This window comes from Fredinandcohnia onubensis, from assembly GCF_002734285.1.
Classification (GTDB): Bacteria; Bacillota; Bacilli; order Bacillales; family Bacillaceae_L; genus Ferdinandcohnia; species Ferdinandcohnia onubensis_A.
Map to the genome: position 1 here is coordinate 95599 of NZ_NSEA01000019.1, position 26213 is coordinate 121811.

Sequence of the window (26213 nt, forward strand, 5' to 3'; positions counted from 1 at the left end):
CCATTTTTGAATTGGGTAATTTTCAATAGTTTAATAGCCTTTTATCCACTATTCATCTAGAAACGTTTCTACCTTCTTTTCCAACACTCTGCAAACCGATTTTTGCAGCTAGTTTTATAGCTTTAATTATGGGCAGATTAGATATCAGCTCTGTTTCCCTGATGTTAAACACAAAATATTTTAATAATTCGTATTGATTTTAAATTCTGAATAATATACAATGAGTTTACAGAAAATTTCTGAGTTTTTTCTGAAATAACTGGAGGGCAAGTCATGAAAGTTACATTAAAAGATATAGCTGAAAGGGTTAATGTTTCGGTATCAACTGTATCTAGAGTGCTGAACAATACACCGACATCAATAGATGAACAAACACGAAATGAGATTTTTAGTATTTCTAGAGAGTTAGGATATAAAAAGCATATGAAACCAACAGAAAAAGGCAGAAATATTTCTGAAGTGCAGATTGGTTTATTGTTAAATGATTCAAAAAATAAATACAAGGATCCATACTTTTCAGAAATTATCTATGGAATTGAACAGGAATTGATGGACCAGGGATTAAATATACAATTTACCCTAGATGAACAGGAATTGCAGGATGGCTTGCTGCCGTCTAGGTTTACTGGAGATAACACTGCTATTATTGTTGTTGGTCCACTTAAGGATTCATATCTTCAAATGATAAAAGAACAGGTTTCAATCATCATCTCTGTTGGAGGTAACCCCTCTATACCAATTGATTATGTCACACTTGATTTTAAAAAGAGTGCCGTTAATGCGGTTGATTATCTCTTGAAACTTGGTCATCGAGACATTGCTTTTATTGGGTCAAATGAACACTCTGGAAGCATTTTAACAGAGGAATCAAGGTATAAAGGATATGAACAAGCTCTAAAAAACGCTCATATTCCTATAAAAGAGGAATGGATTAAAAATGGTAGTTTTACAGTTAATGGTGGGTACCATGCTATGAAGGAAATCTTGTCTAAAGATAATCCTCCTACAGCTTTGTTCATTGCCAGTGATAGGATGAGCTATGGTGCTTATAGGGCGATTCAGGAAAAAGGCTTAACCATACCAAATGATATATCTATTATTTCCTTTGATGATTTAGAAATGTCGCCATTTATAAACCCGCCTTTGACTACAGTTCGTGTACATAAAGAGGAACTAGGCAGGATATCTGTTAAATTACTATCAGAACGAATAAAAGATGAAATTACACTTCCATTAACGACCTATTTACCAACTGAGTTAATTGTCCGCAAAAGTTGCGGTAACAATAAAAAATAAATAAAAGGAGGTATTAGTCTAGTAACTATTATTCTAGCAAAGTCAATAAGAGGAGGGGGATTTAAATGAAAGCGTTTAAAAAAGGAGGAAGTAAAATGAAAGCGTTTAACAAAACTGGTTTTATTCTTTTTGTATCCCTTATGATTGCATTTTTATTAACAGGGTGTGCTGGATCATCTGATAGTAGTAGTAATGGAGAATCAGATTCGGCGGAGAGTGGTGGAAAAGAAACAGTAGAATTTGTTTACTGGGCTGCTGCGGGCGGTGAGGAACAAGCATTTTTAGACATGATTGAGGATTTTGAGGAAAAAAATCCTGATATTGATGTTAAACCAAACCAAGTACCACCTCCATCTTCTGGTGACTATTACACCAAAATCCAAACAAGAATCGCTGCTAATGACTCACCAGATATCTTCCGTATTCAATACCAAAAGTTTGGAGAATTTGCTAGTAAAGGTGCTTTACTAGATGTTACTGATTTATTTGAATCAGATAAAGAAAACTATAATTCTAGTTTATTAACTGCAGTTACTTTCGAAGATAAGATTTATGGTCTACCACATCACACAGATACTTTAGCTGTATTCTATAACAAGACTTATTTGGATGAACTAGGAATTGAGGCTCCAAGTACACCTGAAGAAGCATGGTCATGGGAAGAATTTATTGATGTAGCAACAAAAATTGAGGATGCTGGACTAGCTGATCGTGGAATTGCAGTTAACTGGGCAGAGAGTTCCTCATACCGTTCTCTACCATTTTTCTTCCAAAATGGAGCAACCATACTTAATGAAGATGCAACAAAAGGAAATGTAGAAACTCCAGAGGCTATTGAATCTTTAAGATTTTTACAGGATATGTTTAAAAACCATATGTCTCAAGGTAACAGTATGAAGGGGTCAGATGATTTCAATATGTTATTTTCTTCTGGAAATGTTGGACTGTTAATCTCAGGAAACTGGATGATTCCGAAATACGAATCTGATATGAAAGATTTTGAATGGGGCGTTACATACATGCCAGTCAAGGAGTCGGCAGCATCTGATTTAGGTGGTAATGGTATAGCAATTCCGGCTGCCTCAGAACATAGTGAAGCTGCTAAGAAATTTTTAGCTTATATGGGTGAAGCGGAAGTTATGAAGGCGTTTGTAGAGAAAGGTTTATTCTTACCAGCTCGTACAGATATAGCTGAGCCTTTCAATTATGCTGTTAAGGATCCTGAAATGCTTAACCTATTTATCGAACAATCACAGACAGTACCTGAGGAATTAGCTCAAACAGTGACGAGCACTAATTTTTCTAAGATAAACCAAGCTTTAGCAGACACATTAGAAGATTTATTTATATCCAATACAACACCTGAGGATGCAGCTAAAAGTTTCAATGATAGGATAAACGCTATTCTTGAAGAAAACTAAAAGGGGTTATAGCTATGTATTTTATGAAAAGTTGGTATAAAAAGAACTCAATAGCAATTGCCCCCTATATATTTATAGCACCAAATGTCTTGTTATTCTTAGTTTTTATGATTATTCCAATCATTTTCACATTTTACATTAGCTTTCATGATTGGGGTATCCTTGGGGCACCAATATTCATTGGATTTGAAAATTTTGTAAAACTGTTTTCGGATAAAGTATTTTGGACATCGCTTAGCAATACCGTCTATTATACTGCCGCCACTGTTCCTTTGAGTGCTGCATTCGGTTTGTTAGGGGCAATCTTGCTTAACCGCAAGATTCCTCTTCGACCAATCTTTCGTACGATTTTCTTTGCTCCTGTTGTTGTTTCCATGACAGCAGCAGGGCTCATTTGGACATGGATGTTCAATCCACACTATGGATTGTTTAATGAAATTCTTTCTTACTTTGGTATTGGTTCAGTCGACTGGTTAACTTCAACGACTTGGGCAATGCCAGCCATCATCATTACAACACTATGGCTAAGAATTGGTTATTGTTTAGTTATTTATTTAGCAGGACTCCAAGCTGTTCCGGATAGTCTTTATGAGGCAGCGGTTATGGATGGAGCAAATGATTGGCAGAAGTTCTGGAGTATTACACTTCCTATGATTAAACCAACAACCGTCTTCATCATCGTGATGGAAGTTATTCATGGTTTCATGGTCTTTGATCTCATCTATACGATGACAAATGGTGGTCCAGGCTTCTCAACAACAGTAATCGTTCAATATATTTACCAAAAGGCATTTGTTGAAGGTGACATGGGCTATGCATCCGCTATTGGTACCGTCTTCTTCTTAATGATTATGGTATTGACTGCTATACAGCTTCGGATAGGGAGGGATGATTCATGAAATCGACAGCTACGCCTATTTCTCATGAAGAACATCCAGAAACGAACCCACCAAGAAACTTACGGAAAGTTCCAAATGTACAACCTAAGAGAAGAAGGAAACGGTCATTTTCTGTAAAAAAGACAGTTGCCTTTATCGCCTTAAGCTTTATGGCTTTATTATTTATCTTGCCTTTCTTTTGGATGTTGTCTACCTCTCTAAAGTCTCCTGAAGAGGTAAGTTCAAAAAATGTTACTCTTTTTCCTGAAGAGCTAAGATGGAGTAATTTTATTGATGCACTAGATGCAGCTCCTTTCCTTGGTTATATTGGTAATTCTTTAATCGTAAGTATTTGTGCTGTGGCGCTTACTGTGTTTATCAACTGCTTGGCTGGCTATGCATTTGCAAAATACAGCTTCAAAGGAAGAAACTTTTTATTCTTAATGGTACTTAGTACATTAATGATTCCAGTTCAGATCACAATGGTACCAAACTTCTTTATTTTAAAAGAATTAGATTGGATCAATAGTTACGCTGGTCTAATCGTACCTAGAGCAGCAGAGGCATTTGGGCTGTTTTTAGCTAGGCAGTACATTTTAAATATTCCTAACTCATTAATCGAGGCTGCAAGAATTGACGGAGCGAGTGAATTTAAAATTTTTACGAAGGTGATTTTGCCAAATATAAAGCCTCTAATTGCAGTACTCGTTATTTTTACATTTATGTGGAGATGGAATGAATTAGCATGGCCACTTATTGTTGTCTCTGAAAAGAGTATGTACACTGTCCAATTAGGTCTAGCTATGGTAAAAGGTGAACATTATATTGAGTGGACTCAAATAATGCCACTCACTTTATTATCGATTATCCCAATTTTACTTGTATTTCTGTTCTTCCAACGTTACTTTATTCAGGGCTTTGTCGGTTCTGGAATGAAGGAATAAATATGATTTGAGGAGAGATTTATTATGACAAAAGTAACTATTATTGGTGCTGGAAGTGTTGTATTCGCGAAACGATTAATATCCGATATTATCTCTTATCCAGAACTATCAGACACCACTTTTTGGTTAACAGATATTAACGAAGAAAGACTAGATACCGCAAAAAAAATGGCTAGTAACCTTATCAAAGGGAAAGATGCCCAAGTATTTGCTACATTGGATAGAAAGCAAGCGCTTAGAGATGCAGACTTTGTATTGAATTTAATTCAGGTAGGCATGCATGAAGCAACTGTTAAAGACTTTGAAATTCCGAAAAAATACGGACTTAACCAGACGATTGCCGACACTCTTGGTGTTGGCGGTGTATTTCGTTCATTGCGTACAATCCCAGTTTTGCTAGACATATGCAAAGACATGGAGGAGGTTTGTCCAGACGCATACCTATTAAACTATACAAATCCTATGGCCATGTTAATGCATGCTGTAGCTAAGGCAACATCCATTAAATCGGTTGGTCTATGTCACAGTGTTCAAAATACGGCTGATGATCTCGCGTCTTATTTGAATATTCCAGTTGAGGAACTAGATTATAAGGTTGCTGGAATTAACCATATGGCGTGGTTTTTAGAGTTAAAGCAGAATGGTGAGGATTTATATCCTAAACTATTTGAAGCTATGGAGAAAGAAGAAATTTATAGCCAAGATAAAGTTCGTTTTGAAATGATGAAACGTTTGAATTATTTTGTTACAGAATCAAGTGAGCATATGTCAGAATACACTCCATACTTTATTAAAAAAGATGAACTTGTTCAACGGTTTGATATTCCTATCGATGAATATATTCGTCGAAGCGAAAATAACCTGAAAAGGTTTGAGGAAACCAAGATTAAAGTGGAAAATGGGGAAATCATTGAGGCAGAGAAAAGCCATGAATATGGTGCACCAATTATCCATTCCATCGTAACAGGTACTGACCGTGTTATTTGGGGAAATGTCGCAAATACAGGTTTGATTACAAACTTGCCTAATGATTCATGTGTCGAAGTTCCATGCTTAGTTAATAAGGGAGGAATTCAACCGTGCTATGTTGGTGAACTACCTCCACAATTAGCTGCGATGAACATGACAAATATCAATGTCCAACAACTAACAGTTGAAGCTGTTCTCACTAAAAATATCGATTATGTTTATCAAGCGGTCATGATGGATCCACACACGGCATCCGTTCTTTCACTTGATGAAATCTGGGATATGACAAAAGAATTAATCGATGCGCATGGAGATTTATTACCAGAATTCACCTCTGGAAGAAACTTGCACAAAAACAACCTTGTTGAAGCGTCACAGTGACGCCCCGAAATTTGTCGACAATGGGACAGAGGGACAGGTCCCTCGTCCCAAATTGAGGCTAAACTACAAATTATAATAGAATACCAAAAGCCTGATTAGTAGAAATCTGTACTAATCGGGCTTTTTTTGTAAATGTCGATTTCAAACAAACGTTTGTTTGACGGCTCAGCCAAGTGCACCTGTGAAATTTTCAATTCAATCAAACGTTTGATTGAATTGATTTTATGAGGGGAAATTAGCACATCGTTAACCTGTTATATTAACAAATTACTATCCTAGAATAAGAAAGGAGAAGCCCGCCTGTACCCTTTTACTTTTTTCATCGCTCCTCTTGGACCGAGTCTGTAACTATGATTGGTACATGTTGAAATGGTATAATTAATGAAACAAAAACTGAAAGGATGGTTATGTAATGCGTTTAAAGGGAAAAAAGATTATCGGTCTTGTTCATCACGACTTTGAAGATTTAGAACTATGGTACCCAGTTATGAGGCTTAGAGAAGAAGGGGCGATTGTTGATCTTGTTGGTGAAGAAGCGAATCAGAAATATATAGGAAAGTATGGCGTCCCTGCGGTTTCCGAATTTGCGTATGTTGATATAAAAGCAGAAGATTACGATGCGATTTTAGTGCCGGGAGGATGGGCACCAGATAAAATTCGTAGGTTTCCTGAAGTATTAACTATGCTTCAGCAAATGAACGATGCCAAAAAGCCAATCGGACAGATTTGTCATGCAGGTTGGGTATTGATCTCAGCTAAGATCTTGGAAGGAAAAAAAGTTACGAGTACTCCAGGAATTAAGGATGACATGGAAAACGCAGGTGCGATTTGGTATGACGAACCTGTTGTAACCGATGGACATCTTGTTTCAAGCCGCCGTCCACCAGACCTACCAGATTACATGAGAGAATTCATTAACGTCCTGGAACAAAAATAGTGGGACAGAGGGACAGGTCCCTCGTCCCAGCCCCGAAGTTTGTCGAAAGTTTACTGCTCGTCCTACCTATTTTCCTGTAGAACTTGTTCGGGAAGAACTAATACAGAATTAGATAAATTGATGCAGACTAAAATGGTAACCTATATGGTTGCCATTTTTTAAGTAAGTTTTGAATCTCAAACTTTAAAGAGTATGACCACATTACAACATGAGAATAAGACCATACTAAAAAAATCCAGTTTATCTACTGGATTCAGGTTTAGTTAAATCAGAGTTATTTTTTTCAATGAATTTCTGAAAAGCATAATTCAATAAAGATAGTGAGTAGGAAATAAGAAAGATTGTTTTAGAATTAAACTTTTTTAATTTATAATGACCGATTTTTTGAAAGACTGCACTTAAGGGAAAGGCAAAAATTAAATCCATTATTAAATTACATACTGCATATAACGAGAACTTACCATAAGTAAAATGAAACACCCACAAATTAATTGTAAAAAACGGGCCGAATATAAAGGCTAAGGCATCAAATACCATATATTTGGTACCTCCTTTAACCTTCCACCAGTTGAAAATTGGATTTAGGAGTGTTTGTATTAACAAAATACAAGAGCAAAATAAAGTAACAGGCAAAAACCTTTTAAAGGACTGTTTTGGGAGAAAGTATATAACAATAGCCCACAACACAACTGCATTTGCAATTCTAAAAAAGTTTGCCATGAAAGTAACCACCCTAAAATTTTTTATTAGGGTGTGTTATTTAAACATTTTTATTCAGTAGTAGAAAAAGGAAAGCTTAATGGAAATGTGATAGGCGATGAACTGGCTACTTGGTTAAGGTTGCCACCACGCCACGCCTTGGGACAAGTTATCATGAACGAAACTAGCCCCTTATCGTAATCCCGTAGGTTAATTTGGTTAGACTGTTTAACGGAGATTAAAAAATCAAACCAAATCAGAGCTACATTACGAAAGGAGCTAGTTATATTATGAAGGATACCATAAAATACGTAGGTTTAGACGTCTCAAAGGAAAAAATTGCAGTTGCGATCGCTGAAGAAGGCAGAGAAGCACCTAGATATTATGGAATGATCCCACATTCCTTAGAAGCTATTAGAAAATTAGTTAAGAAATTAGGAGATAAAAAACAGATAAAAGTATGTTATGAGGCCGGCCCGACAGGTTACCCATTGTACCGTTTTTTCTTAAGTTTAGGAATAGAGTGTTTTGTAATCGCACCGTCCCTAATCCCTTCTAAGCCAGGAGAACGGATTAAAACAGACCGAAGGGATGCGGTTAGGCTTGCTCAATTATTCCGTGCTGGTGAATTAACATCAATTTATGTACCAACTGAAGACGATGAAGCTCTTCGAGATTTAGTTCGTGCTCGTGAAGATGCGAAAGAGGATGAATTAAGGGCAAAACATAGACTCACTAAGTTTTTATTAAGACATAATATTAAGCCGCCTACCGGTGTTCGCAAATGGACCCTAAAGTATCGGGATTGGTTAAACAAGTTAAAATTTACTCGTTCTACGTCTAGAATTGTATTCCAAGAATATTACTATCAACTCCAAGAGATCGAACAACGGATAAAACGATTAGAGAAAGAAATAGATATTCAAGCAACCGAAGGTTTACACGCACCTGTAATTCAAGCTCTTCAATCACTTAGAGGTGTGGCAACTATTACAGCTACAAGTTTAGTGGCAGAGATTGGATCCTTTAAAAGATTTACCTCGGCTAAACAATTTATGTCATATGTAGGTCTTATCCCAAGCGAATATTCTAGTGGTGAGAGTCGAAGGCAAGGTAAGATTACGAAAACAGGGAATAAACACGTTCGTCGTCTTCTGATAGAAGCAGCCTGGAGTTATCGATATCAACCTGCAGTAAAAGGAGAATTAAAAAGAAGACAAGAAGGTCAGTCGGCCGTTGTTCAAGCTATATCATGGAAAGCACAAAATCGTCTTCATAAAAAGTATTTCCGCTTATTATCAAGGGGTAAAGAAAGTGGGAAAGCCGTAACGGCAGTGGCAAGAGAACTAGCTGGTTTTATCTGGGCAGTCACTCAGGAAATAGATACGAACTCTAGAGCTTTAATTGAATCTTAATCTATTGATAAAAATTCATTTATAAAATACTAATGTTAAATTATGTGATTTTAAGAATAGGGCCCGAAGGCAAAGAATAACACCGGAAAGGATTATCCACGTGGTCCCTTTGTGCTATGTCTAAATAGGCTAACGCACGTTACAAGTTAGTGGAAGGTCCTTTATACGGAAAGATAAAATGTGAAAACCCACGAATATCAGAGTGCTAACCGTAGCTAGATTTTTGCCTTCGTGCCGTGTTTTTAACTTCTGAATAAAGGAGGAATTTATTTCTTAGCTTCAAAGAGTGTCTCATTCTAAGGATTGCCAGTCAAGGAGAGCACTTGACAGACAATCCTTAGAATGAGAAGTAGTCTGTAAGCTAAGAAGGGAAATCCCTAGACATAAAATGTCTCAAAGATTTACAAAAAAAGAAAAGAAGCTTAAAACGCTTCTCTTCTTAAGTGCGCCCAAAAACGGCGACTATTACCAGGGATACGGAGTGGACTTGACAGTTTCGTTCATATCAGGGACCTGTCCCTGTGACCCAGCACACAACCGCCCTAGGAACACGCCCCAACCCAGTAGCCCCGCGAACACACCCGCATAACCCACACGTTCACCAATTTCGTCAAATTTTTCCCGTAAATGTTGAAACTTTCTGATATAATTTGTAGTATATTGGTGAAATATGTAGACTTTTCCTCTTTGGTAGTAGGAAAGTATGGCTTATGAAATCTTAATTCTAATAAATGGTGGGTAAAAACGATGGTTTTTGATGGAATTCTCATATCAATTATTGTGGGCTTTTTTCGAAAAGGTAGTTTGAGAGGATTAGCTGATTTGCAGTTGAAATACGGATGGATTTTTCCGATTCTTGTTTTTCTACAGTTTTTTATTTATTTTCTACAGAATAAGTATGAATTGCTAGGGTTTCTTAGTGGCTATATTTTTATGTTTGTCTATGTGATTGGGATGGCGTTTCTTTGGGTGAACCGGCATAATTCTGGTTTTACTCTTATTTTAATCGGGACATTCTTGAATTTTCTTGTTATGGCTTTGAACGGCGGAAGAATGCCAGTTTTAGAGTCGGCTGCAGCTCTGTTAGATCCACATTACTTAGATACATTAAAAAATGAACTTTATGCGAAGCATACACTCCTCACAGAGAGTAGTAGATTAGGATTTTTAGGTGATATAATACCTCTAACAAATCCGTATCCTCGTTCTCAAGTCATTAGTATTGGAGATGTTGTGATGAATATTGGTATCTTCCAATATATCCAATATCTAATGGTACATAAAAGTAAGGATGCACCAATAGAAGGTGAGACCTCCTTTTTGAAGGAGGTGAAGTCATGAAAACGAAAGTAACTCGTATTCTACTAAACACAATTATCCTTGGATCTGTAGTACTTGCTTTTACATCTGGTTGGAAACTAGGATAAACAATGAATTAAGGAGGAAGAGATTGCTATCTAATCAATTCCTCCTCTAACTACCATTTTACCTAAAGAGATGATAAAAAATGAAATTAAACTTCAAACCAATAAATATATATACGGGCGTTATCTCCATAGTAGGGGTGTTTTCATTCCTCTATTTTTATGATTATAACAACATCACCCTATCGGACTGGGTAATTATTTTTACATTAATCGGTTCCATTACTCTGTTAAATTATCATGTTATCTATATCCCACCAAAAGATAATACACTTTCATTAGATTCTTCGATTTATCTTGCTAGTTTGTTTATGTATGGACTAGATTTAACACTTTTTGTATTGGCATTATCAAGTATTATTTATGTATTTGTTCAACGGAAAATTGTCTGGTGGAAGCATTTATTTAATTTCTCAATGTACACCATTATGATTATTGCCTCCTATTTTTCACTTGTTTTTGCTGGAGGATCATTAGGAGAAATCGATACACACAACATGCTGCCATATATTCTATCTCTATGTACTTATTTTATTTGCAATATGCTCTTTATTATTTCTTATTTCTTTCTTTATGGTAGCGGTAGTATTGAGAACGTCATTAAAGGGGTCACTACTGATAAAACATTTGTGATTAGTTATTTCACGACGCTGTTACTACCCTTGATTCTTGGAATCTTGCTAAAAGCAGAAGGGATATTTGGCCTCTTTCTATTCGTATGTATTGCTTTACTGTTATCAGCTGCATTCGATCAGCATTTTAAGCTCTATCAAGAGATTTCAGATAAGGCGAATAAGGATTTCTTAACAGGTTTAAATAATCATGGTTATTTTAAAGAATTATTTGATGAAGAAATATCAAGTGCTAGGGAAAATGGAACGCCTGTTAGCATAGCGCTTTTAGATATAGATGATTTTAAAAAATATAATGATTTGTATGGTCATATTCAGGGTGACCATTTACTAACATTTTTCGGTTCAATCCTAGAAAATGAAGCGAATATACATGACTATATCGTTGGGCGATACGGTGGGGAAGAATTTTCAATTGTCATGCCGAACACAACGGTGGACGACGGATTGGCATTCGTTAATTCATTCCGAAAAAAAGTTAATAACAGCTATTTCAAAGGTGTAGAAGCACTTCCATATAGCTGTCTATCTTTTTCAGCAGGCGTTGTGGAGTGGGAAAAAGGGATGTATGACGCAGCCGAAATATTGAATAAAGCTGACCAAGCGATGTATTATGCGAAAGCACAAGGGAAAAACATTGTTCAGGTATTCGATGAAAACTCTCAATACTTTGCTCAAAATGCGATTAATCTCGATAATGAGTTAAACGAAGCTGAACAACAGCTGAAAATCTTCTTATCGAAAGATGTGTATACCTATCGTCATAGTAAGCGCGTATTCCAATATGCGGTTGATTTCAGTAGTAGACTAGATTTAAGTGAATCTGAAAAGAAGACGTTAATATTAGGTGCTCTTATTCATGATATTGGTAAACTAGAAATTCCTCGTGATATTATCAATAAAAAAGGAAAACTCGAACCCCATGAATGGGAAATGATGAAGAAACACGTAACCTGGGGGAAAGAAATTATCTCGACCAATAAAAAATTGGAGCCTTTGATTCCATTAGTCGAGTTGCATCATGAACGTTTCGATGGAAAAGGCTATCCGCATGGTTTGCAAGGTGAAAAAATACCGAAGCTGGCTAGAATACTATGTGTGTGCGATTCCTTTGACGCAATGACAACAGAACGCCCATACCAAAAGACAAAAACGTTCACAGAAGCCATCGTAGAACTAAGAAAATGCTCAGGAACTCAATTTGACCCAACCCTAGTCGAACCCTTCATCGGCATGATTGAAGAGAAATATGCAAACCAAATAAAAGAAGAACTTGTATTGCGGTCACAGTGACGCCCCGAAGTTTGTCGAATGGGACAGTGGGACAGGTCCCTTGTCCCACAACTTAAAATACGAATACTATTGTATAGAAAAAAGCCCAAGTGGGCTTTTTTCTATACTTACCAATAAAAGATTATCAAGGCTTACAAAAGGAGACTTTTAGTACTCTATTAAAGAAATGCATAAATGTGTAGGCAACCCATACGGGAAGGTGGTTTTCCATTTTGGATGTTCTAGTTCTAGTAAGGAAAACTCATAAATTCAGTAAAATGAGAGGCTAGACGTTCGATTTGTGACTCCATCCTGTTTTTTACCTCATTTAATTTCCGCAGGTTGTCGTCCTTATTTTGAGCAAAAGCGGCGCTGTTGTGAGGTATCTGATCAGGGTGAATTCTCCGTTGATATAAAAGAAGTCCCTCGTAGCAAGACAGATGATCACAAAACGTCTTGATAAATTTTTCCTTTTGATAGTCGTCTTTTTTATCCAAAACGGTGTTAAGTAGATGCTCCACCTTTTTTTCTACCTTTTCAGTAGTTCCTTCAGTAATAAACAAATAATTTCGACACCATTGCATTACATCCATTTTTTTTATCACTCCTTTGATGGTCCGTTTAGAATTCCAATTATTTTTTATATCTATATAAGAGTGTGCTACTTTTCTTCATAATCATTCCTGTTTGCTCGGAAACTTTGTAGTTTTGTTTATTTTTTAGTTATTTGGGGGTTCTTTTTCGTTTTGAAACATCTTTTATACTAAGGGGATGAGGGATCAAAGGGTTAAAAAGACATATTATAACAGAATATAAAAATCCCGATTGGCAGAAATCTGTACTAATCGGGATATTTTTGAAAATATCGATTTCAAACAAACGTTTGTTTAACGATCTAAATCAGATGTGGCGTGAAACTATAAATTTATTCAATCGTTTGTTTGAATTGTCTTTGTAAGGGAATGGGTTTTGAAAGTGAAACTGTTATACTATCAAATTGTTATTCTAGCATAGGGTCGGAGGGACAGGTCCCTTGTCCTAGGTGAAAATATAATGGGTCAAGGGACCTGTCCCCATGACCCAAATCACCTTGACCCACTATTCCACTAAACCGGATACCTCACCATAAGAGAGCACATTGTCTGTCATTTTGTTAAATGTACGTTGGTTTACGATTTCGTCGCCGATTTGTTTCAGTAGGGATACACTGGCGCGGAATGGACTTGAGCCAGTACTTACTCTTTCAATTCCAAATTCCGATAGTTCCCCTATTGATGGGAGTCCTGGGACTGCTAATAGATTAATTGGACAATTGACCGTATCTCGTAGTTTTTTGATTTCGTCTAGATTTTTCAGAGCAGGGACGAAGACACAATCTGCACCTGCTTCTTCATATAGTTTTACGCGATGAATGGCTTCATCAATACGAGATTCTGGTTCGCCTATATTCAGCCAGAATATATCCGTGCGTGCATTGATAAACAAAGGAAACCCAATTGAATCACAGTACTCTCTAATGGCTGAAATCTTTTCCTGCTGTAGTAGAGGGTCATAAAGCGGAGAACTAGCGTCACCAGTCCCATCCTCAAGATTAATACCGACCACTCCTGCGGCTATTAGCTGTTCGATTGTATGTAAAACTTCCTTCGTCGTTTTTCCATAACCTGATTCAATGTCGGCGCTTACTGGTACGTCAACCGCGTTGACCATATTTCTGATTACACTTAACATTGTCTCAAATGGTATCTCTTGTCCATCAGGATACCCAAGCGACATCGCAATCCCCGCACTAGTTGTCCCAATTGCCTTACATCCACATTCCTCGAACATTTTTGCGCTAATTACATCCCATGCATTCGGTAGAATCATGGTGTTCGGCCCCTTATGTAGAGCCCGAAAACGCTCTACTTTAGCTATTAGCTGTTCACTTATCATCGCTAATCTCCTCTCTAATTTCGAATCAAAACTATAATTTTATTGTAACTTATTTCTGGGACGGAGGGACAGGTCCCTCGTACCTGTAAGGAAATGGTGGGTCAAGGGACCTGTCCCCGCGACCCACGGAGCCCACCACCCAATGATAGTCAAAAGCGCTGCGATCCATGCTTGACCCACTGTGGTAGAATAAGATATTAGTATAAATATGGAAGGAAATCTCAGATGGAGTTATTATTAATTGTCTTACCTGCATTCCTAATATTCACTACAGGATTTATTGGGCAAAAGGCCCTCAAATTTGATATTAAATCGATTTCAAAGTTATCTCTATATTTGTTATTACCTTTTTTAACCTTTGATACGTTTTATACGAATCAATTAAACGCGGATTATTTTTATATGTTTGTTTTTACAGTATTGCTTACTGTTATGTTAGTCGTTTTTACCTTCTTGACTGGGAAGTTATTAAAAGTAGATCGACCGCATATGTCTGCCTTGCAGCTAGGGAGTATTTTTCCGAACAGCGGGAATTATGGAGCGCCAGTGGCATTATTTGCATTTGGTGCGATTGCTTTTGATTATGCCATTATTATTATGGTGATTCATGCATTTTTAATCAATTCACTGGGCATTTTTCTTGCATCCCTAGGTGGGGCAAATTCAACTGGACTAAAAGGAGCATTAATTCGGTTGACTAGAATGCCAGTCATGTACGGGGCTGTATTAGGGGTAATCTTCCAGATTGCTAATATACCATTACCCTCCACGATTATAGATGGAATCAGTATGGTAGGAAGTGCATCCATTCCAGTCGTAATGTTAATTCTGGGAATGCAGTTGGCTGAAATTAAACCGCAAAAATTTAATTTAAAATATGTGAGTAGTATTACACTATTACGTATGGTGGTTTCACCGCTACTTGCTCTAGCTTTAGTTCAAATCATGCCCGTTAGCGAGCTCATTAAACATGTTTTTATTCTCTTGGCCGCCATGCCAGTTGCAGCGAACACAACCATGTTAGCTGTTCAATTCGATTGCAAGCCAGATTTAATCTCATTTACAACTCTTGTGACAACTTTGCTTAGCTTGATTTCAATTCCGTTTGTAATCTATTGGATGTAGCGGTCACAGTGACGCCCCGAAGTTTGTCGAGTGGGACGGAGGGACAGGTCCCTCGTCCCAAAAGGAAAAAAATGGTAGGACAAGGGACCTGTCCCCGTGACCCACCCCAAAAGACTTGATCCCAGTGACAGGCCGCGACCCGACAGGGACTCATCCTCAACCCAAATGTCGACCACTCTTAAAATTTAGAATATTCTTTATTGACAATATTATTTTTCACTATTAAGATAGTGATTAAGAATACGTATTCTTTATTCGAGCCACATACATATTGAATGCGGATTCAAAAATTTTTTCAACCTTTTGAATCCGCATTCAAAGGAAGAGGTGAATCATGATAAAAGAACAAAGTGTCGTTTCAGTCGGTACTGATTTCAGAATGCCAGATGTCTTTCGATTTGGAGTAGGTTCCTTGTCAACCTTAGTAGATTCAATAGAAAAGTTTGATGCTAAAAGAGTTGCCATCATAAGTGACAAAGGACTTGAAAAAGCTGGCTTAGTAAATAAAGTGACTGCGCTTCTTGAGCCACTACCTATTTCACTTGTTACATACACGAATATTTCTGGAGAGCCGACGTTTCAAATGTTACAGGATGCAGTTCAAGTCATTGAAAGTGAGAATTGTGATTTAATCGTCGGTATTGGGGGTGGGAGTGCACTTGATGTAGCAAAGGCAACAGCTGCTTTATCTGGAAAAGAAGATTTATCACCCTACATAAGCGGAGAAAAAACAATTGAAGCCCGCACAATCAATTGTATTCTTTTACCAACAACATCTGGAACAGGTTCTGAAGTGACAATGAATGCCATTTTCGGTGATGAAACCCAAGGAGTAAAGAGGGGAATCGTTAGCCCGGTTTTACTTCCAGATGTAGCTATCATCGATCCAGAATTATCCCTTTCATGTCCACCAAGAGTGACAGCAGCGTCGGGAGTAGATGCTCTAACACATGCGATAGAATCGTATATTTCAACGAAAGCAACTCCTTTAACTAGAATTTATTCAGAAAAAGCAATTCGACTATTTCCTTCTCATATTACAAAGGCTGTACACTATGGCAATGATATTGAAGCCCGTACTGGCATGAGTTGGGTAAGTTCGTTAGCAGGTGTAGGTTTAGCGAATGCTGGTGTAGGTGCCGTTCATGCGCTTGCATATCCACTTGGTGGACAATACCATATTGAACACGGTGTTGCGAATGCTCTCTTAATGCCATTTGTATTTGAAGTCATCGGTACGGCTTGTTTAGAAGATATAAAGGATATTACAGCATTTTTAGGAATTGGAGATTCCCATGTAAGACAACAAGACTCTTTGGAAGTACTTGTAGATTACTTATATGACCTTTTGGTTGACTTAGATCTCCCAACCTCATTATCACAATTAGGTGTTCCAGAGGAATCCTTACCAGCACTGGCAGAACAAGCTAGTAAGATCGATCGTTTGTTACGAAATACACCATACAATTTAGGCGAACAAAAAATCCTAAAAATTTATCAAAATGCTTTTAAAGGGAAAGGAGGGAAATAAAATGAAAACGGTACATGCAGATAAAGAAAAGCTATTTATTGGTGGAGAATGGAAGGAAGCGAATCAGTATTCTGATTTGAAATCCCCTTATCAAGATAGAGTAATCGCACAAATTCCAATAGCAGAAAAGGAAGATGTAGTAAAAGCTATCGATTCTGCAGAGCAAGCAAAAAAGGAAATGAGAAAACTGACAGCCCTTGAACGCTCAGAGATTTTGGAACGAGTCGTTGAAATCTTTAAAGAACGATTTGAAGAATGTGCACTTATTCTCACAAAAGAGAATGCAAAACCGTTAAAAGCAGCTAGGGCTGAGATTACTCGAACGATTGAGACATATAAGTTTGCAGCAGAAGAAGCAAAAAGGATACATGGAGAAACAATCCCGATGGATGCAGCCAAAAATGGAGCAGGTAAATTTGCTTTTACCAAGCGTGAACCACTTGGGGTCATTGCGGCTATTACTCCTTTTAACTTTCCTTTTAATCTAGTAGCTCATAAGCTTGGACCAGCAATAGCCACTGGAAATACGGTTATTTTGAAGCCTGCTTCACAAACTCCACTAAGTGCCTTTATGACAGCAGAAATTTTTGAAAAGGCTGGTTTACCTAAAGGAGCTCTTAATGTAGTTACAGGACAGGGGAGTAAAATAGGCGACATTCTGGTTACTGACAGCCGGATTAAAATGGTAACCTTCACTGGAAGTGTTGATGTGGGGTTAGGAATTAGAAATAAGGCTGGATTAAAGAAAGTGACACTAGAACTTGGATCAAATTCAGCAGTCATTGTTGATAGCGCAAACAACCTGGATCATGTTGTTGGACGATGTGTGGAAGGCTCTTTTGCCTTTGCGGGTCAGGTTTGTATTTCCATCCAACGCATCTATGTTCAAGAAGACTTATTTGATGAATTTGTTCAGAGATTTGTAGAAAAAACAAAACAACTCACTGTTGGAGATCCTGCAGAAGAAGACACTGATTTATCCGTTTTAATCCATCAAAGAGAAGCAGAGCGTGTTGAAAATTGGATTGAAGCGGCAAGAAAATCAGGAAGTAATGTCATCTATGGTGGTAAAAGGGAAGGTGCCTTGTTACAGCCAACGGTTATAACAAACGTAGACTCAAATCAAGAGGTAAGCTGCCAAGAGGCATTTGCACCAATTGTATCGATTAACCCTTATAAAACCTTTGACGAAGCTATTAATTTGGTAAACAACTCTTCTTATGGGCTGCAAGCAGGTATCTTTACGACGGACGTGCAAAAGGCATTTCACACCATTGATAGCTTAGAAGTTGGAGGGGTTATTGTAAATGATATTCCATCTTTTAGAGTAGACCATATGCCATATGGTGGAGTGAAAAACAGCGGAACCGGTCGTGAAGGGATTAAGTATTCAATGGAAGAAATGACAGAGCTAAAGTTAGCTGTATTTAACATTTAAAAAATCTATTAATCAATAAATTTAATAAATATGGAGGAGATTTATTATGACTGTTCAAAAACCTGAGGTAAAAAGATATACAAATGAAGAGATGGAAAACAACTGGGTTGTACGATTTGACAATATGAAGACACAGGCTATTCCTTTAATGTTTATCGATAGTATCATTCCTGGTCATCAACGTCTAAACTATACATTAATCGGTGATACAGCTAGTGAAAATGATAATTTTACACCACACATTACAGAACCACATGGCTTTCAAATTGGAATGGTTAAAGCACCAAAGGGAAATGGTCCAGCCTATCATACACATGATTACATTGAAGCATTCCTTCCGTTAACTGGAAAATGGCGTTTTTATTGGGGAAACAGCCCAGATGAGATTGAGGGAGAAACAATTATTGAACAATGGGATTTAATTTCTTTACCACCAGGCTTATGGAGAGGTTTTGAAAATATTAGTGATGAAGATGCATGGATTTTCGCGGTGCTAGAACAACATGAGGTATTCGAAGGAAAGGATCCTTATTGGTCTCCGAAGGTTATCAAAGAGGCTGCCAAGTATGGTTTTAAAGCTGATGAATTAGGCAAAATGATCAAACCAGATAACTTTGAATTTTTGGAAAAAGAAATGGCGGAAAAGCTAAAAATGGGTGAAAAATAAGATTTCACTAATTGTATCTGTTTCGAAAAATCTAAATACTCTGATTGACAAGCCCGAGTTTACGAGGTTACTATAGTATCAACAAAATAATACGTATTCCGAAACAATGTCCTATAAATAAGTGGTAATTGATATGTACCCACTTTTAATTTTTATTGATTTTGGAATACGTATTCCTGAATCCGCATTCAACATTTTAGTAAGCCCTTTCGTGAAATCGAAAAACCAAATATAGAAAGGAACATGAGAATGGGAAAAAGAAGAAACTTTCGTTTAGCCGTTATTCTACTAGTAATGCTAACACTTCTTATTGCAGGATGCAGTAATTCAAGCTCTAACAATGGTTCTGGGGATGGTAATGCAGAAGGAAAACCAGTCAAAGTATTATTATCTGCTGGAGATGTTGGACAGTTTAACGCATGGAAAGCTAGGAGTAAGGATTTCACCGAGGAGTCTGGGATTGAAATCGAGTTTATGGAAACACCATACAACAACTTACTAGAGGATATTACGGCCGACGGAATTGCAAATGGTGGGGGATATGACCTAGTCGTTTTCCTAGATTCAATGGGTTCTTCCATTACACAATTTTTAGAGCCTCTTGATGAATATATGGAGAAGGATAATTTTAATACAGATCGCTGGCCTTCTTCTATAGTTGAACTTTCTACTTTTGATGATCAGGTATATAGCTTACCAGTTAGAGCACATGTTCAAATGCTTTTCTATAGAAAGGATATCTTCGACCAACTAGGATTGGAAGTTCCGAAAACGTGGGAAGAATTTGATGCGGTTAACAAAAAGATTACGGAAGAAACAGATTTATATGCAATAGCTCCATATTATGGTGCTGGAAATAATGGTCAGAATTTGTTTATGTGGACTTCGTATCTATGGAGTAACGGTGGAGACATTTTTGATGAAAACATGAAACCTATTTTTAATAGCCCAGAAGGACTTGAGGCAACACAAAGATACTTGGACCTTCTAGTAACAGACAAAGTTGCACCACCTGAATCTGTAACCTTTGGTGAACAAGATTCACGAACATACTTCAAACAAGGTAAAGCAGCAATGTGGCTTGGCTGGTGGTGGGTGTACTCAGAGTTCAATGATGCAGGAACATCTGCTGAAGATGTTGTAGGCAATGTACATTTCGCAACTGTCCCTACTTGGGAAGGACAATCGTATGAAGGCGTGAACGTTTCAACATTCCCGATTGCCATGATGAAGGGATCTAAAAATAAGGAAGCAGCATGGGAAGTATTAAAGTGGTTATCTGAGCCTGAAGAGGAACTAGATGTAGTACTGAAATCATTGAAAAATGAAAGTCCTTCAGACCAGAAGTCACCTGTTATTACGCAAGTTGAGAATTTAAAAAATGCTGAGTTAAACGAGTTATCCGATAATTTCTATAACACAGCTGCTGAAAACTTTGAAAATGCGAAAACTTTACCAAACATTAAAGAGTGGCCACAAGTAGCGGATATTATTAGTAAAGCCATTTCTGATATGGCAACTGGAAAGCCTGTGGAACCAACTTTAAATAAAGCAGCTGAACAAGTTGAAAAGCTATTAAAAGACGCGGGATACTAAAAAATTGTAAGGATTTAAATCCGATATGCACTATGAGGAGTTAACAACATTCTCATAGTGTGTATCTTGTAAACAAGCAAAATACGAATAAGATAGGTGTGATTTAAAATCACAATGAAATGAATAGCCTAAAAAAATCAATGTTTGTCTCAAACATTAGGGGGAAGCTAAAGTGAGTAATAAGCTATTTAAATATGTATTATTGGCACCGGCTTTATTATTAATTGCAGCTACCACTTTTTATCCCTTGTTGAAATCATTCTGGATTAGTTTACATAAATGGGATTTAAAAGTTTCTGCAGAGATGGGCCCTTTTATAGGTTTTGATAATTACATAAGGGCGTTTACGGATTCACAATTTTGGAATAGTGTTGGTGTCACTGTTATATTTTCAGGATTTACCGTACTTTTTACCATCGTTTTAAGTATTATGGTTGCTTTGTTATTGAGTAAGGAAAAGACATATCTCTCCTATTTACGAGTTGTCCTTATCATCCCATTTGCCATGAGCCCGGCATTAATTGGTTACTCTTGGAGATTTATGCTTAACTCTGACTACGGTCTGTTTGACAAGATTATCGATTTCTTCATTCCAGCATTCTCAGATGTTGTGTGGTTAGGTACTGGACTTACCGCTATGATTGCACTTATCTCAGTTGTCGTCTGGATCTGGCTCCCGTTCATGAGCTTGATGTTTATAAGTGGTGTGATGGGAATGCCAAGGGAAGTATTTGAAGCAGCACAGGTTGATGGAGCTACTTCTCTTCAAACCTTATTCAAAATTACCCTTCCAATGCTAAAACCCATTATACTAATCGCTACTATCCTAATGACAATGTTTTCCCTTAAAGCATTTGATCCGGTTGTTACTATGACACAGGGTGGACCTGGTGGATCAACTGAAGTATTAAACTTTTTCATCTATAAGACTGGATTTAGATTCTTTGATATGGGTTATTCCTCTGCGCTTGGGTATATTTTGGCACTCATAACAATTCTATTTGTCATTATATACATGAGAAGATTGGTGAAGGGAGATGAATGGAATTGATAAAAAAGGAATTATCGACACCAAATCCAATTAATCCACTTGTATTTCAGAAGACAAAAAAGAAACAATCAATGAAACTAGGATTCTTATTAGAAATCATAGGTGTCATTCTTGTTTGTGCCTTTTTATTTCTCCCGATTCTATGGATCTTAATTACGGCTTTTAAACCGGAGGCAGAAGCTTACACAACTAGCATCTTATTTCAGCCGACATTTGATAATTTTACAAATTTATTCAGTTCCTCTTTCAATTTAGGAAAATACTATTCTAATAGTTTGGTTGTTGTAGCTGTGACGCTTTTCATAACCGTTCCGGTCAGTGTGTTAGCATCTTATAGTCTTTCACGCTTTCGGATTCCAGGTAAGCAACTCTTTTTGTTTGCTATCCTTGCGACACAGTTTATTCCATTAATCGTAAATGTCATTCCGTTTTTTACAATGTTTCGCGATTGGGGGATGTTAGACACGTCACTTGCTTTAATCATAGTTAACTTGGGGCACACCATACCCTATGCGATTTGGTTAACAAAAGGTTTTATTGACCGTATTCCGGTTGATATGGAAGAAGCAGCAACCATTGATGGTGCAAACCGTCTCCAAGTTTTATGGCATATCCTACTTCCGCTTGCAAAACCGGGAATTATTACAGCAACTGTTTTCTGTTTTGTTATTACGTGGAACGAATTCATGTTTGCCCTGATCCTAACCCAACAAGATGCGGTTACATTACCAGTTGCATTATCCTTCTTTAATGGAGAAAAGGGTGTACTTTGGAATGAAATGGCGGCAGCAGGAATCATCTTTGTACTTCCAACTGTAGTCTTAATGATGATTGTACGTAAACAATTCATACTTGGTATGACATCAGGCAGTGTAAAATAAGGGATTTTTCCGAAAAGGAGGATGGAAAGGAAAGTTGTTTAATGAGAATAACCGTTAATGATATAGCTAAATTAGCGAATGTTTCGCAATCTACGGTTTCAAAAGTATTAAATGGTTATCCCAACGTAAAAGAATCAACAAAACAGGAAGTAATGAAAACCATAAAAGAGTTAAATTTTACACCTGATGCAGTTGCTAGAAGTATGATTACTAAAAGAACCAATACGCTTGGTTTAATAGTCGGAGATATCTCAAATCCCTATTTTGCGGAAACAGCAAAAATCATCATTGAGAAAGCTCAAAGTAAAGGCTATAACGTGATTATCAGTAACACAAATCATGATGATCAAAACCTGGAAACAGCGATTGAAACATTATTAAGCAAAAGAGTGGATGGACTGTTAATTACATCCGTAAGTTCGCATAACCAGGAGCATATTCAAAATCTCTGCAATGGAAAGATACCAACCCTTTTATTTATCAATTACATCGAAGGTGAGAATGTCAACTATGTTGTTTTAGACAATAAGAAGGGTGCACAAATCGCCGTTGAATACTTGATCAATATCGGACATAGGAACATTGCGTTTATATCCGGGCCTTTTAAATACTCGGCTATTTCTCAAAGGTATTTTGGGTACAAAGAAGCTTTAGCCTTACACGATATTCCAGTCAAGGATGGAAACATTTATAATGGCGAGCTAGTGTATGAAAATGTCTATCATTTTGTAGATAATCTATTATCAACTGATGACCGACCTACTGCCATTTTTGCCTCTTCAGACAATATCGCACTAACCATATTAGATGTTGCAGCTTATAAAGGTATGGATATTCCGAAGGATTTGTCGGTAATTGGTTTTGATAATATGGATTTATCTTCGAATCAATATATTTCACTAACAACGGTTTCTCATCATAAAGAGAGACTAGCAACCCTTGCTTTAGAAAAATTATTATTATTGATTGAAAAAGGGGACTTGATTAAGAAACCCATTCAATTAATCATTGAACCAGAATTAATTATCCGTAAGACATCTTCTGAATTGATAGTTCAGAATACTTAAAATACCCTGATTTATAGCAAAAAATATTTACAAAAAGGATGGTTACCATGGCTGAAACAAAAACAGAAGTAAGAAATGTAACTCCAACTAAAAAAATCAAAATGGATCTTTCTTTATCAAAATCACCAAACTTCATTCATTATGCGGATGCAAATGAAGTGAATATGATCGATACGAAGGATGATTTTGATTACATTCATCTAGAAGAATCTGAACAAAAAAAGCAAAGCATGAGAGGATTTAACCCAGAATATAACAACATCGTTGATTATATTGTGAAAATTACTCGCCAAATTTGGAAAGAGAAAGATATTGGGTTGATCTATGATACGTACAGCACGAGTGTGAGTGTACATAAGGGTCTTGTAAATAGCCATGGAGTGAATGAAGTCATTTCAGGAACCCTTCAAACCTTACATACTTTCCCTGATAGAAAAGGATTAGGATGGAGTGTCATTTGGTCCGGTAATGACGTGGATGGATTTTTTACATCTCACCGAGGAAGATCCAATGCCACTCATTTAGGTGATAGCTTATTATATGGCAAACCAACAGGTAAAAAAGTCGTTTTTCGTACGAGCGCCGATTGCTTGATTTTGAATAATAAAATTTATGAAGAATGGTTGGTCATGGACACGTATCATCTAGTGAAACAACTTGGATTAGACCCTGTTGATATCGCGAAGAAAATCGCAAAGAGCACACAAAAACTTGCCCCTTCTCTACCATTTGGGAATAACGAAACAGCAGAGATCGGACTTCCACCAAAAATTTATGAGCCATCATCAGATGAGTTCGAAATTGGAGAATTCATGCAGCTGGTCTTTAATCGGATTTGGGCAAGACGTTCGTTTAATTATGTTAGAGAGTATTATGAGGATAATGCCGTTATTCACTATGTTTGTAATCGAGATATTACGGGGATTAGTGAGATTCAAGGGATGTTTATAAGCCTATTTGCATCTGTTCCTAATGGCAAGGTTATTTTAGAGCGTGTGACCTGTAACAAGAGAGGATCAGATAGTGATTGGGATGTAGCCGTAAGATGGAGAATCCAAGGCCTTCATGAAGGAACAGGTTATTTCGGTGCTCCGAGCGGGAAGCCGATTGATATTCATGGTATTAGTCATTATAAAGTTCGTAATGAAAAAATTGCTGAAGAGTGGCTGTTATTTGATGGAATGGAAGTGCTACGACAAATCCATTTACCTGATGAAGATGAAAATGTTCAAAACGAGGCAGATAGTGAAGACGGGAATTTCACAGGAGTTTCATAAGAAGTAGAGGCAGTCTTATGCCTGCCTCTTTTTTAACTCATAAATAAGGAGGACATGAATCATGGAATATGTGAAAAAGGCTGAAAATATCGAACTAACATTTTCTAATGAAGTTGAGCAAACGGTAAAGGATATTATTTCTTCTGTTAGGGAAAAGGGAGATGAGGCGGTTGGAAATTTTGAGATGAAATTTGGAAACTCTGATCGTCCATTAAGGGTTAGTGAAGAAGAAATTGAAGAGTGCTTAAAAACTCTTCCAGCAGATGTGAAAGAATTAATAGACCGTGTTGTTGATCGCGTATCATCATTTGCCCAAGCACAATTGGAAACTCTGACACCTTTTGAAAAAGAATTCGGTGAAGGAATTCGTATGGGGCATCGAATTGTTCCAATCGAGAAAGTGGGTGCATACATTCCAGGCGGAAGATATCCGTTATTATCCTCTGGTCCGATGGTTGTCGCACCAGCAAAAGTCGCAGGGGCAAAGCAAATTGTTGCATGTAGTCCAGCGAATTATAAGGGTGGAATTCATCCTGCCGTTTTATACGGATTAATTCGTTCTGGGGCAACTGATATTTTCGCTATAGGTGGAGCACAAGCAATTGCTGCAATGGCTTACGGTACGGAATCAGTGCCAGAAGTCGATATAATTGCTGGACCAGGAAACCGTTTTGTAGCAGAAGCAAAACGTCAGGTGTATGGAAAAGTGGGTATTGACCTAATCGCCGGACCAAGTGAAGTCATGGTTTTTGCAGATGAAACAGCCTCGCCGAAAAAAATAGCAGCCGATTTATTGGCACAGGCAGAGCATGATCCGTTTGCAAGAGCCATTTTAGTTACAACTTCAAGTACAGTAGCAACGGAAACGATAGAAGAAGTGAATGAGGTATTAAAGAGCTTTTCTCCAACTTCACCGGCTCATGATTCATGGGAAAGAAGTGGAGAAATAATCTTTGCAGATTCAGTTTCAGAAGCAATTCAGATTTGTAATGATTATGCTATTGAACATTTGCATTTACATGTGAAAAATAGTCGCGATTTAGTAGATAAACTATCTAACTATGGTTCTCTATTTATTAATGAAGATAGTTCCGTTGTCTTTTCTGATAAGGTTTCAGGGACAAATCATACACTACCAACACAAAAAGCAGCAAGATACACTGGTGGATTATGGGTGGGCAGTTATGTGAAGGTGCTGACTCATCAGGAGATTTTTGGTCCAGGTGTTCAATATTTGGCATCACATGCAGAAAAGCAATCAGAAATTGAAGGGTTAGAAGGTCACAAATTGTCTGCAACCGTTCGATTGGAAGCCAGTCTGAACAAGTAGTTTTTTGCTATCCCTCTATCAATCTGGTATATTAATTTTGAATCCGC

The 26213-nt window shown here is 37.3% G+C and carries 21 protein-coding genes; 19 read left to right on the forward strand and 2 right to left on the reverse strand.

Going from position 1 to position 26213, the window contains the following annotated elements; translation table 11 throughout:
- The first annotated feature begins 273 nt into the window (after positions 1–273).
- The 9 genes from CKJ95_RS17755 to CKJ95_RS17800 all read left to right on the forward strand — a co-directional run bounded on the left by CKJ95_RS17755 (position 274) and on the right by CKJ95_RS17800 (position 12289).
- Complete coding sequence (locus tag CKJ95_RS17755) at positions 274–1296, forward strand: LacI family DNA-binding transcriptional regulator (RefSeq protein ID WP_099354770.1); 1023 nt, start codon at positions 274–276, stop codon at positions 1294–1296.
- Between the two features lie 65 nt (positions 1297–1361).
- Complete coding sequence (locus CKJ95_RS17760) at positions 1362–2717, forward strand: ABC transporter substrate-binding protein (RefSeq protein WP_099354771.1); 1356 nt, start codon at positions 1362–1364, stop codon at positions 2715–2717.
- 14 nt (positions 2718–2731) lie between these two features.
- Positions 2732–3616 carry a carbohydrate ABC transporter permease gene (locus tag CKJ95_RS17765; RefSeq protein WP_099354772.1) on the forward strand — a complete coding sequence of 295 codons (885 nt, stop codon included), beginning with the start codon at positions 2732–2734 and terminating at the stop codon, positions 3614–3616.
- The gene (locus CKJ95_RS17770; RefSeq protein WP_099354773.1) at positions 3613–4539 is read left to right on the forward strand and encodes a carbohydrate ABC transporter permease; all 927 of its coding nucleotides are present in this window, start codon (positions 3613–3615) and stop codon (positions 4537–4539) included. Before CKJ95_RS17765 ends, CKJ95_RS17770 begins: the two co-directional genes overlap by 4 nt.
- 24 nt (positions 4540–4563) lie before the next feature.
- Positions 4564–5889, forward strand: a complete 1326-nt coding sequence (locus CKJ95_RS17775; RefSeq protein ID WP_099354774.1) for an alpha-glucosidase/alpha-galactosidase — start codon at positions 4564–4566, stop codon at positions 5887–5889.
- Positions 5890–6301: 412 nt separating this feature from the next.
- Positions 6302–6826 (forward strand): type 1 glutamine amidotransferase domain-containing protein, encoded by a 525-nt coding sequence (locus tag CKJ95_RS17780; protein WP_099354775.1) that lies wholly within the window; start codon positions 6302–6304, stop codon positions 6824–6826.
- A gap of 989 nt (positions 6827–7815) precedes the next feature.
- Positions 7816–8940, forward strand: a complete 1125-nt coding sequence (locus CKJ95_RS17790; RefSeq protein ID WP_099354777.1) for an IS110 family transposase — start codon at positions 7816–7818, stop codon at positions 8938–8940.
- Between the two features lie 747 nt (positions 8941–9687).
- Entirely contained in the window at positions 9688–10281 is a 594-nt protein-coding gene (locus tag CKJ95_RS17795; RefSeq protein ID WP_099354778.1) for a DUF5317 domain-containing protein, read from the forward strand.
- Positions 10282–10447: 166 nt separating this feature from the next.
- The gene (locus CKJ95_RS17800) at positions 10448–12289 is read left to right on the forward strand and encodes a bifunctional diguanylate cyclase/phosphohydrolase (RefSeq protein WP_099354779.1); all 1842 of its coding nucleotides are present in this window, start codon (positions 10448–10450) and stop codon (positions 12287–12289) included.
- 227 nt (positions 12290–12516) lie between these two features.
- On the opposite strand, the gene CKJ95_RS17805 is transcribed toward CKJ95_RS17800, so the two are convergent.
- Together CKJ95_RS17805 and CKJ95_RS17810 are read right to left on the reverse strand one after the other, a co-directional pair.
- Complete coding sequence (locus CKJ95_RS17805; RefSeq protein ID WP_099354780.1) at positions 12517–12861, reverse strand: hypothetical protein; 345 nt, start codon at positions 12859–12861, stop codon at positions 12517–12519.
- A 505-nt stretch (positions 12862–13366) separates the two neighbouring features.
- Positions 13367–14203 (reverse strand): isocitrate lyase/PEP mutase family protein, encoded by an 837-nt coding sequence (locus CKJ95_RS17810; protein ID WP_099354781.1) that lies wholly within the window; start codon positions 14201–14203, stop codon positions 13367–13369.
- 225 nt (positions 14204–14428) lie between these two features.
- Here CKJ95_RS17810 and CKJ95_RS17815 point away from each other — a divergent pair, with 225 nt between their 5' ends.
- From CKJ95_RS17815 to hisD, 10 genes are all read left to right on the forward strand, one after another.
- The gene (locus tag CKJ95_RS17815; RefSeq protein WP_099354782.1) at positions 14429–15328 is read left to right on the forward strand and encodes an AEC family transporter; all 900 of its coding nucleotides are present in this window, start codon (positions 14429–14431) and stop codon (positions 15326–15328) included.
- A gap of 334 nt (positions 15329–15662) precedes the next feature.
- Positions 15663–16859, forward strand: a complete 1197-nt coding sequence (locus CKJ95_RS17820; RefSeq protein WP_099354783.1) for an iron-containing alcohol dehydrogenase — start codon at positions 15663–15665, stop codon at positions 16857–16859.
- Between the two features lies 1 nt (position 16860).
- Positions 16861–18297, forward strand: coding sequence for an aldehyde dehydrogenase family protein (locus CKJ95_RS17825; RefSeq protein ID WP_099354784.1), 1437 nt, complete (start codon positions 16861–16863; stop codon positions 18295–18297).
- A 46-nt stretch (positions 18298–18343) separates the two neighbouring features.
- Complete coding sequence (locus CKJ95_RS17830) at positions 18344–18964, forward strand: hypothetical protein (protein WP_099354785.1); 621 nt, start codon at positions 18344–18346, stop codon at positions 18962–18964.
- 249 nt (positions 18965–19213) lie between these two features.
- A complete protein-coding gene (locus tag CKJ95_RS17835) occupies positions 19214–20560 on the forward strand; it encodes an ABC transporter substrate-binding protein (protein ID WP_099354786.1) in 1347 nt (448 codons plus the stop codon).
- A gap of 172 nt (positions 20561–20732) precedes the next feature.
- Positions 20733–21611 (forward strand): carbohydrate ABC transporter permease, encoded by an 879-nt coding sequence (locus CKJ95_RS17840; protein WP_099354787.1) that lies wholly within the window; start codon positions 20733–20735, stop codon positions 21609–21611.
- Positions 21602–22492: a carbohydrate ABC transporter permease gene (locus tag CKJ95_RS17845; RefSeq protein ID WP_257215846.1), complete on the forward strand. Its 891-nt coding sequence runs from the start codon at positions 21602–21604 to the stop codon at positions 22490–22492. Before CKJ95_RS17840 ends, CKJ95_RS17845 begins: the two co-directional genes overlap by 10 nt.
- A gap of 41 nt (positions 22493–22533) precedes the next feature.
- Entirely contained in the window at positions 22534–23559 is a 1026-nt protein-coding gene (locus tag CKJ95_RS17850) for a LacI family DNA-binding transcriptional regulator (protein WP_099354788.1), read from the forward strand.
- 47 nt (positions 23560–23606) lie between these two features.
- Positions 23607–24836, forward strand: a complete 1230-nt coding sequence (locus CKJ95_RS17855) for an ester cyclase (protein WP_099354789.1) — start codon at positions 23607–23609, stop codon at positions 24834–24836.
- A 61-nt stretch (positions 24837–24897) separates the two neighbouring features.
- The gene (gene hisD / locus CKJ95_RS17860; protein WP_099354790.1) at positions 24898–26166 is read left to right on the forward strand and encodes a histidinol dehydrogenase; all 1269 of its coding nucleotides are present in this window, start codon (positions 24898–24900) and stop codon (positions 26164–26166) included.
- Positions 26167–26213 lie beyond the last annotated feature (47 nt).

Coding starts and splice junctions, on each gene's coding strand:
- CKJ95_RS17795 (WP_099354778.1), top strand. CDS start 9,688: ATGGTTTTTGATGGAATTCTCATATCAATTATTGTGGGCTTTTTTCGA.
- CKJ95_RS17835 (WP_099354786.1), top strand. CDS start 19,214: ATGGGAAAAAGAAGAAACTTTCGTTTAGCCGTTATTCTACTAGTAATG.
- CKJ95_RS17845 (WP_257215846.1), top strand. CDS start 21,602: ATGGAATTGATAAAAAAGGAATTATCGACACCAAATCCAATTAATCCA.
- CKJ95_RS17825 (WP_099354784.1), top strand. CDS start 16,861: ATGAAAACGGTACATGCAGATAAAGAAAAGCTATTTATTGGTGGAGAA.
- CKJ95_RS17855 (WP_099354789.1), top strand. CDS start 23,607: ATGGCTGAAACAAAAACAGAAGTAAGAAATGTAACTCCAACTAAAAAA.
- CKJ95_RS17830 (WP_099354785.1), top strand. CDS start 18,344: ATGACTGTTCAAAAACCTGAGGTAAAAAGATATACAAATGAAGAGATG.
- CKJ95_RS17815 (WP_099354782.1), top strand. CDS start 14,429: ATGGAGTTATTATTAATTGTCTTACCTGCATTCCTAATATTCACTACA.
- CKJ95_RS17800 (WP_099354779.1), top strand. CDS start 10,448: ATGAAATTAAACTTCAAACCAATAAATATATATACGGGCGTTATCTCC.
- CKJ95_RS17765 (WP_099354772.1), top strand. CDS start 2,732: ATGTATTTTATGAAAAGTTGGTATAAAAAGAACTCAATAGCAATTGCC.
- CKJ95_RS17755 (WP_099354770.1), top strand. CDS start 274: ATGAAAGTTACATTAAAAGATATAGCTGAAAGGGTTAATGTTTCGGTA.
- CKJ95_RS17760 (WP_099354771.1), top strand. CDS start 1,362: ATGAAAGCGTTTAAAAAAGGAGGAAGTAAAATGAAAGCGTTTAACAAA.
- CKJ95_RS17770 (WP_099354773.1), top strand. CDS start 3,613: ATGAAATCGACAGCTACGCCTATTTCTCATGAAGAACATCCAGAAACG.
- hisD (WP_099354790.1), top strand. CDS start 24,898: ATGGAATATGTGAAAAAGGCTGAAAATATCGAACTAACATTTTCTAAT.
- CKJ95_RS17810 (WP_099354781.1), bottom strand. CDS start 14,203: ATGATAAGTGAACAGCTAATAGCTAAAGTAGAGCGTTTTCGGGCTCTA.
- CKJ95_RS17850 (WP_099354788.1), top strand. CDS start 22,534: ATGAGAATAACCGTTAATGATATAGCTAAATTAGCGAATGTTTCGCAA.
- CKJ95_RS17805 (WP_099354780.1), bottom strand. CDS start 12,861: ATGGATGTAATGCAATGGTGTCGAAATTATTTGTTTATTACTGAAGGA.
- CKJ95_RS17790 (WP_099354777.1), top strand. CDS start 7,816: ATGAAGGATACCATAAAATACGTAGGTTTAGACGTCTCAAAGGAAAAA.
- CKJ95_RS17780 (WP_099354775.1), top strand. CDS start 6,302: ATGCGTTTAAAGGGAAAAAAGATTATCGGTCTTGTTCATCACGACTTT.
- CKJ95_RS17820 (WP_099354783.1), top strand. CDS start 15,663: ATGATAAAAGAACAAAGTGTCGTTTCAGTCGGTACTGATTTCAGAATG.
- CKJ95_RS17775 (WP_099354774.1), top strand. CDS start 4,564: ATGACAAAAGTAACTATTATTGGTGCTGGAAGTGTTGTATTCGCGAAA.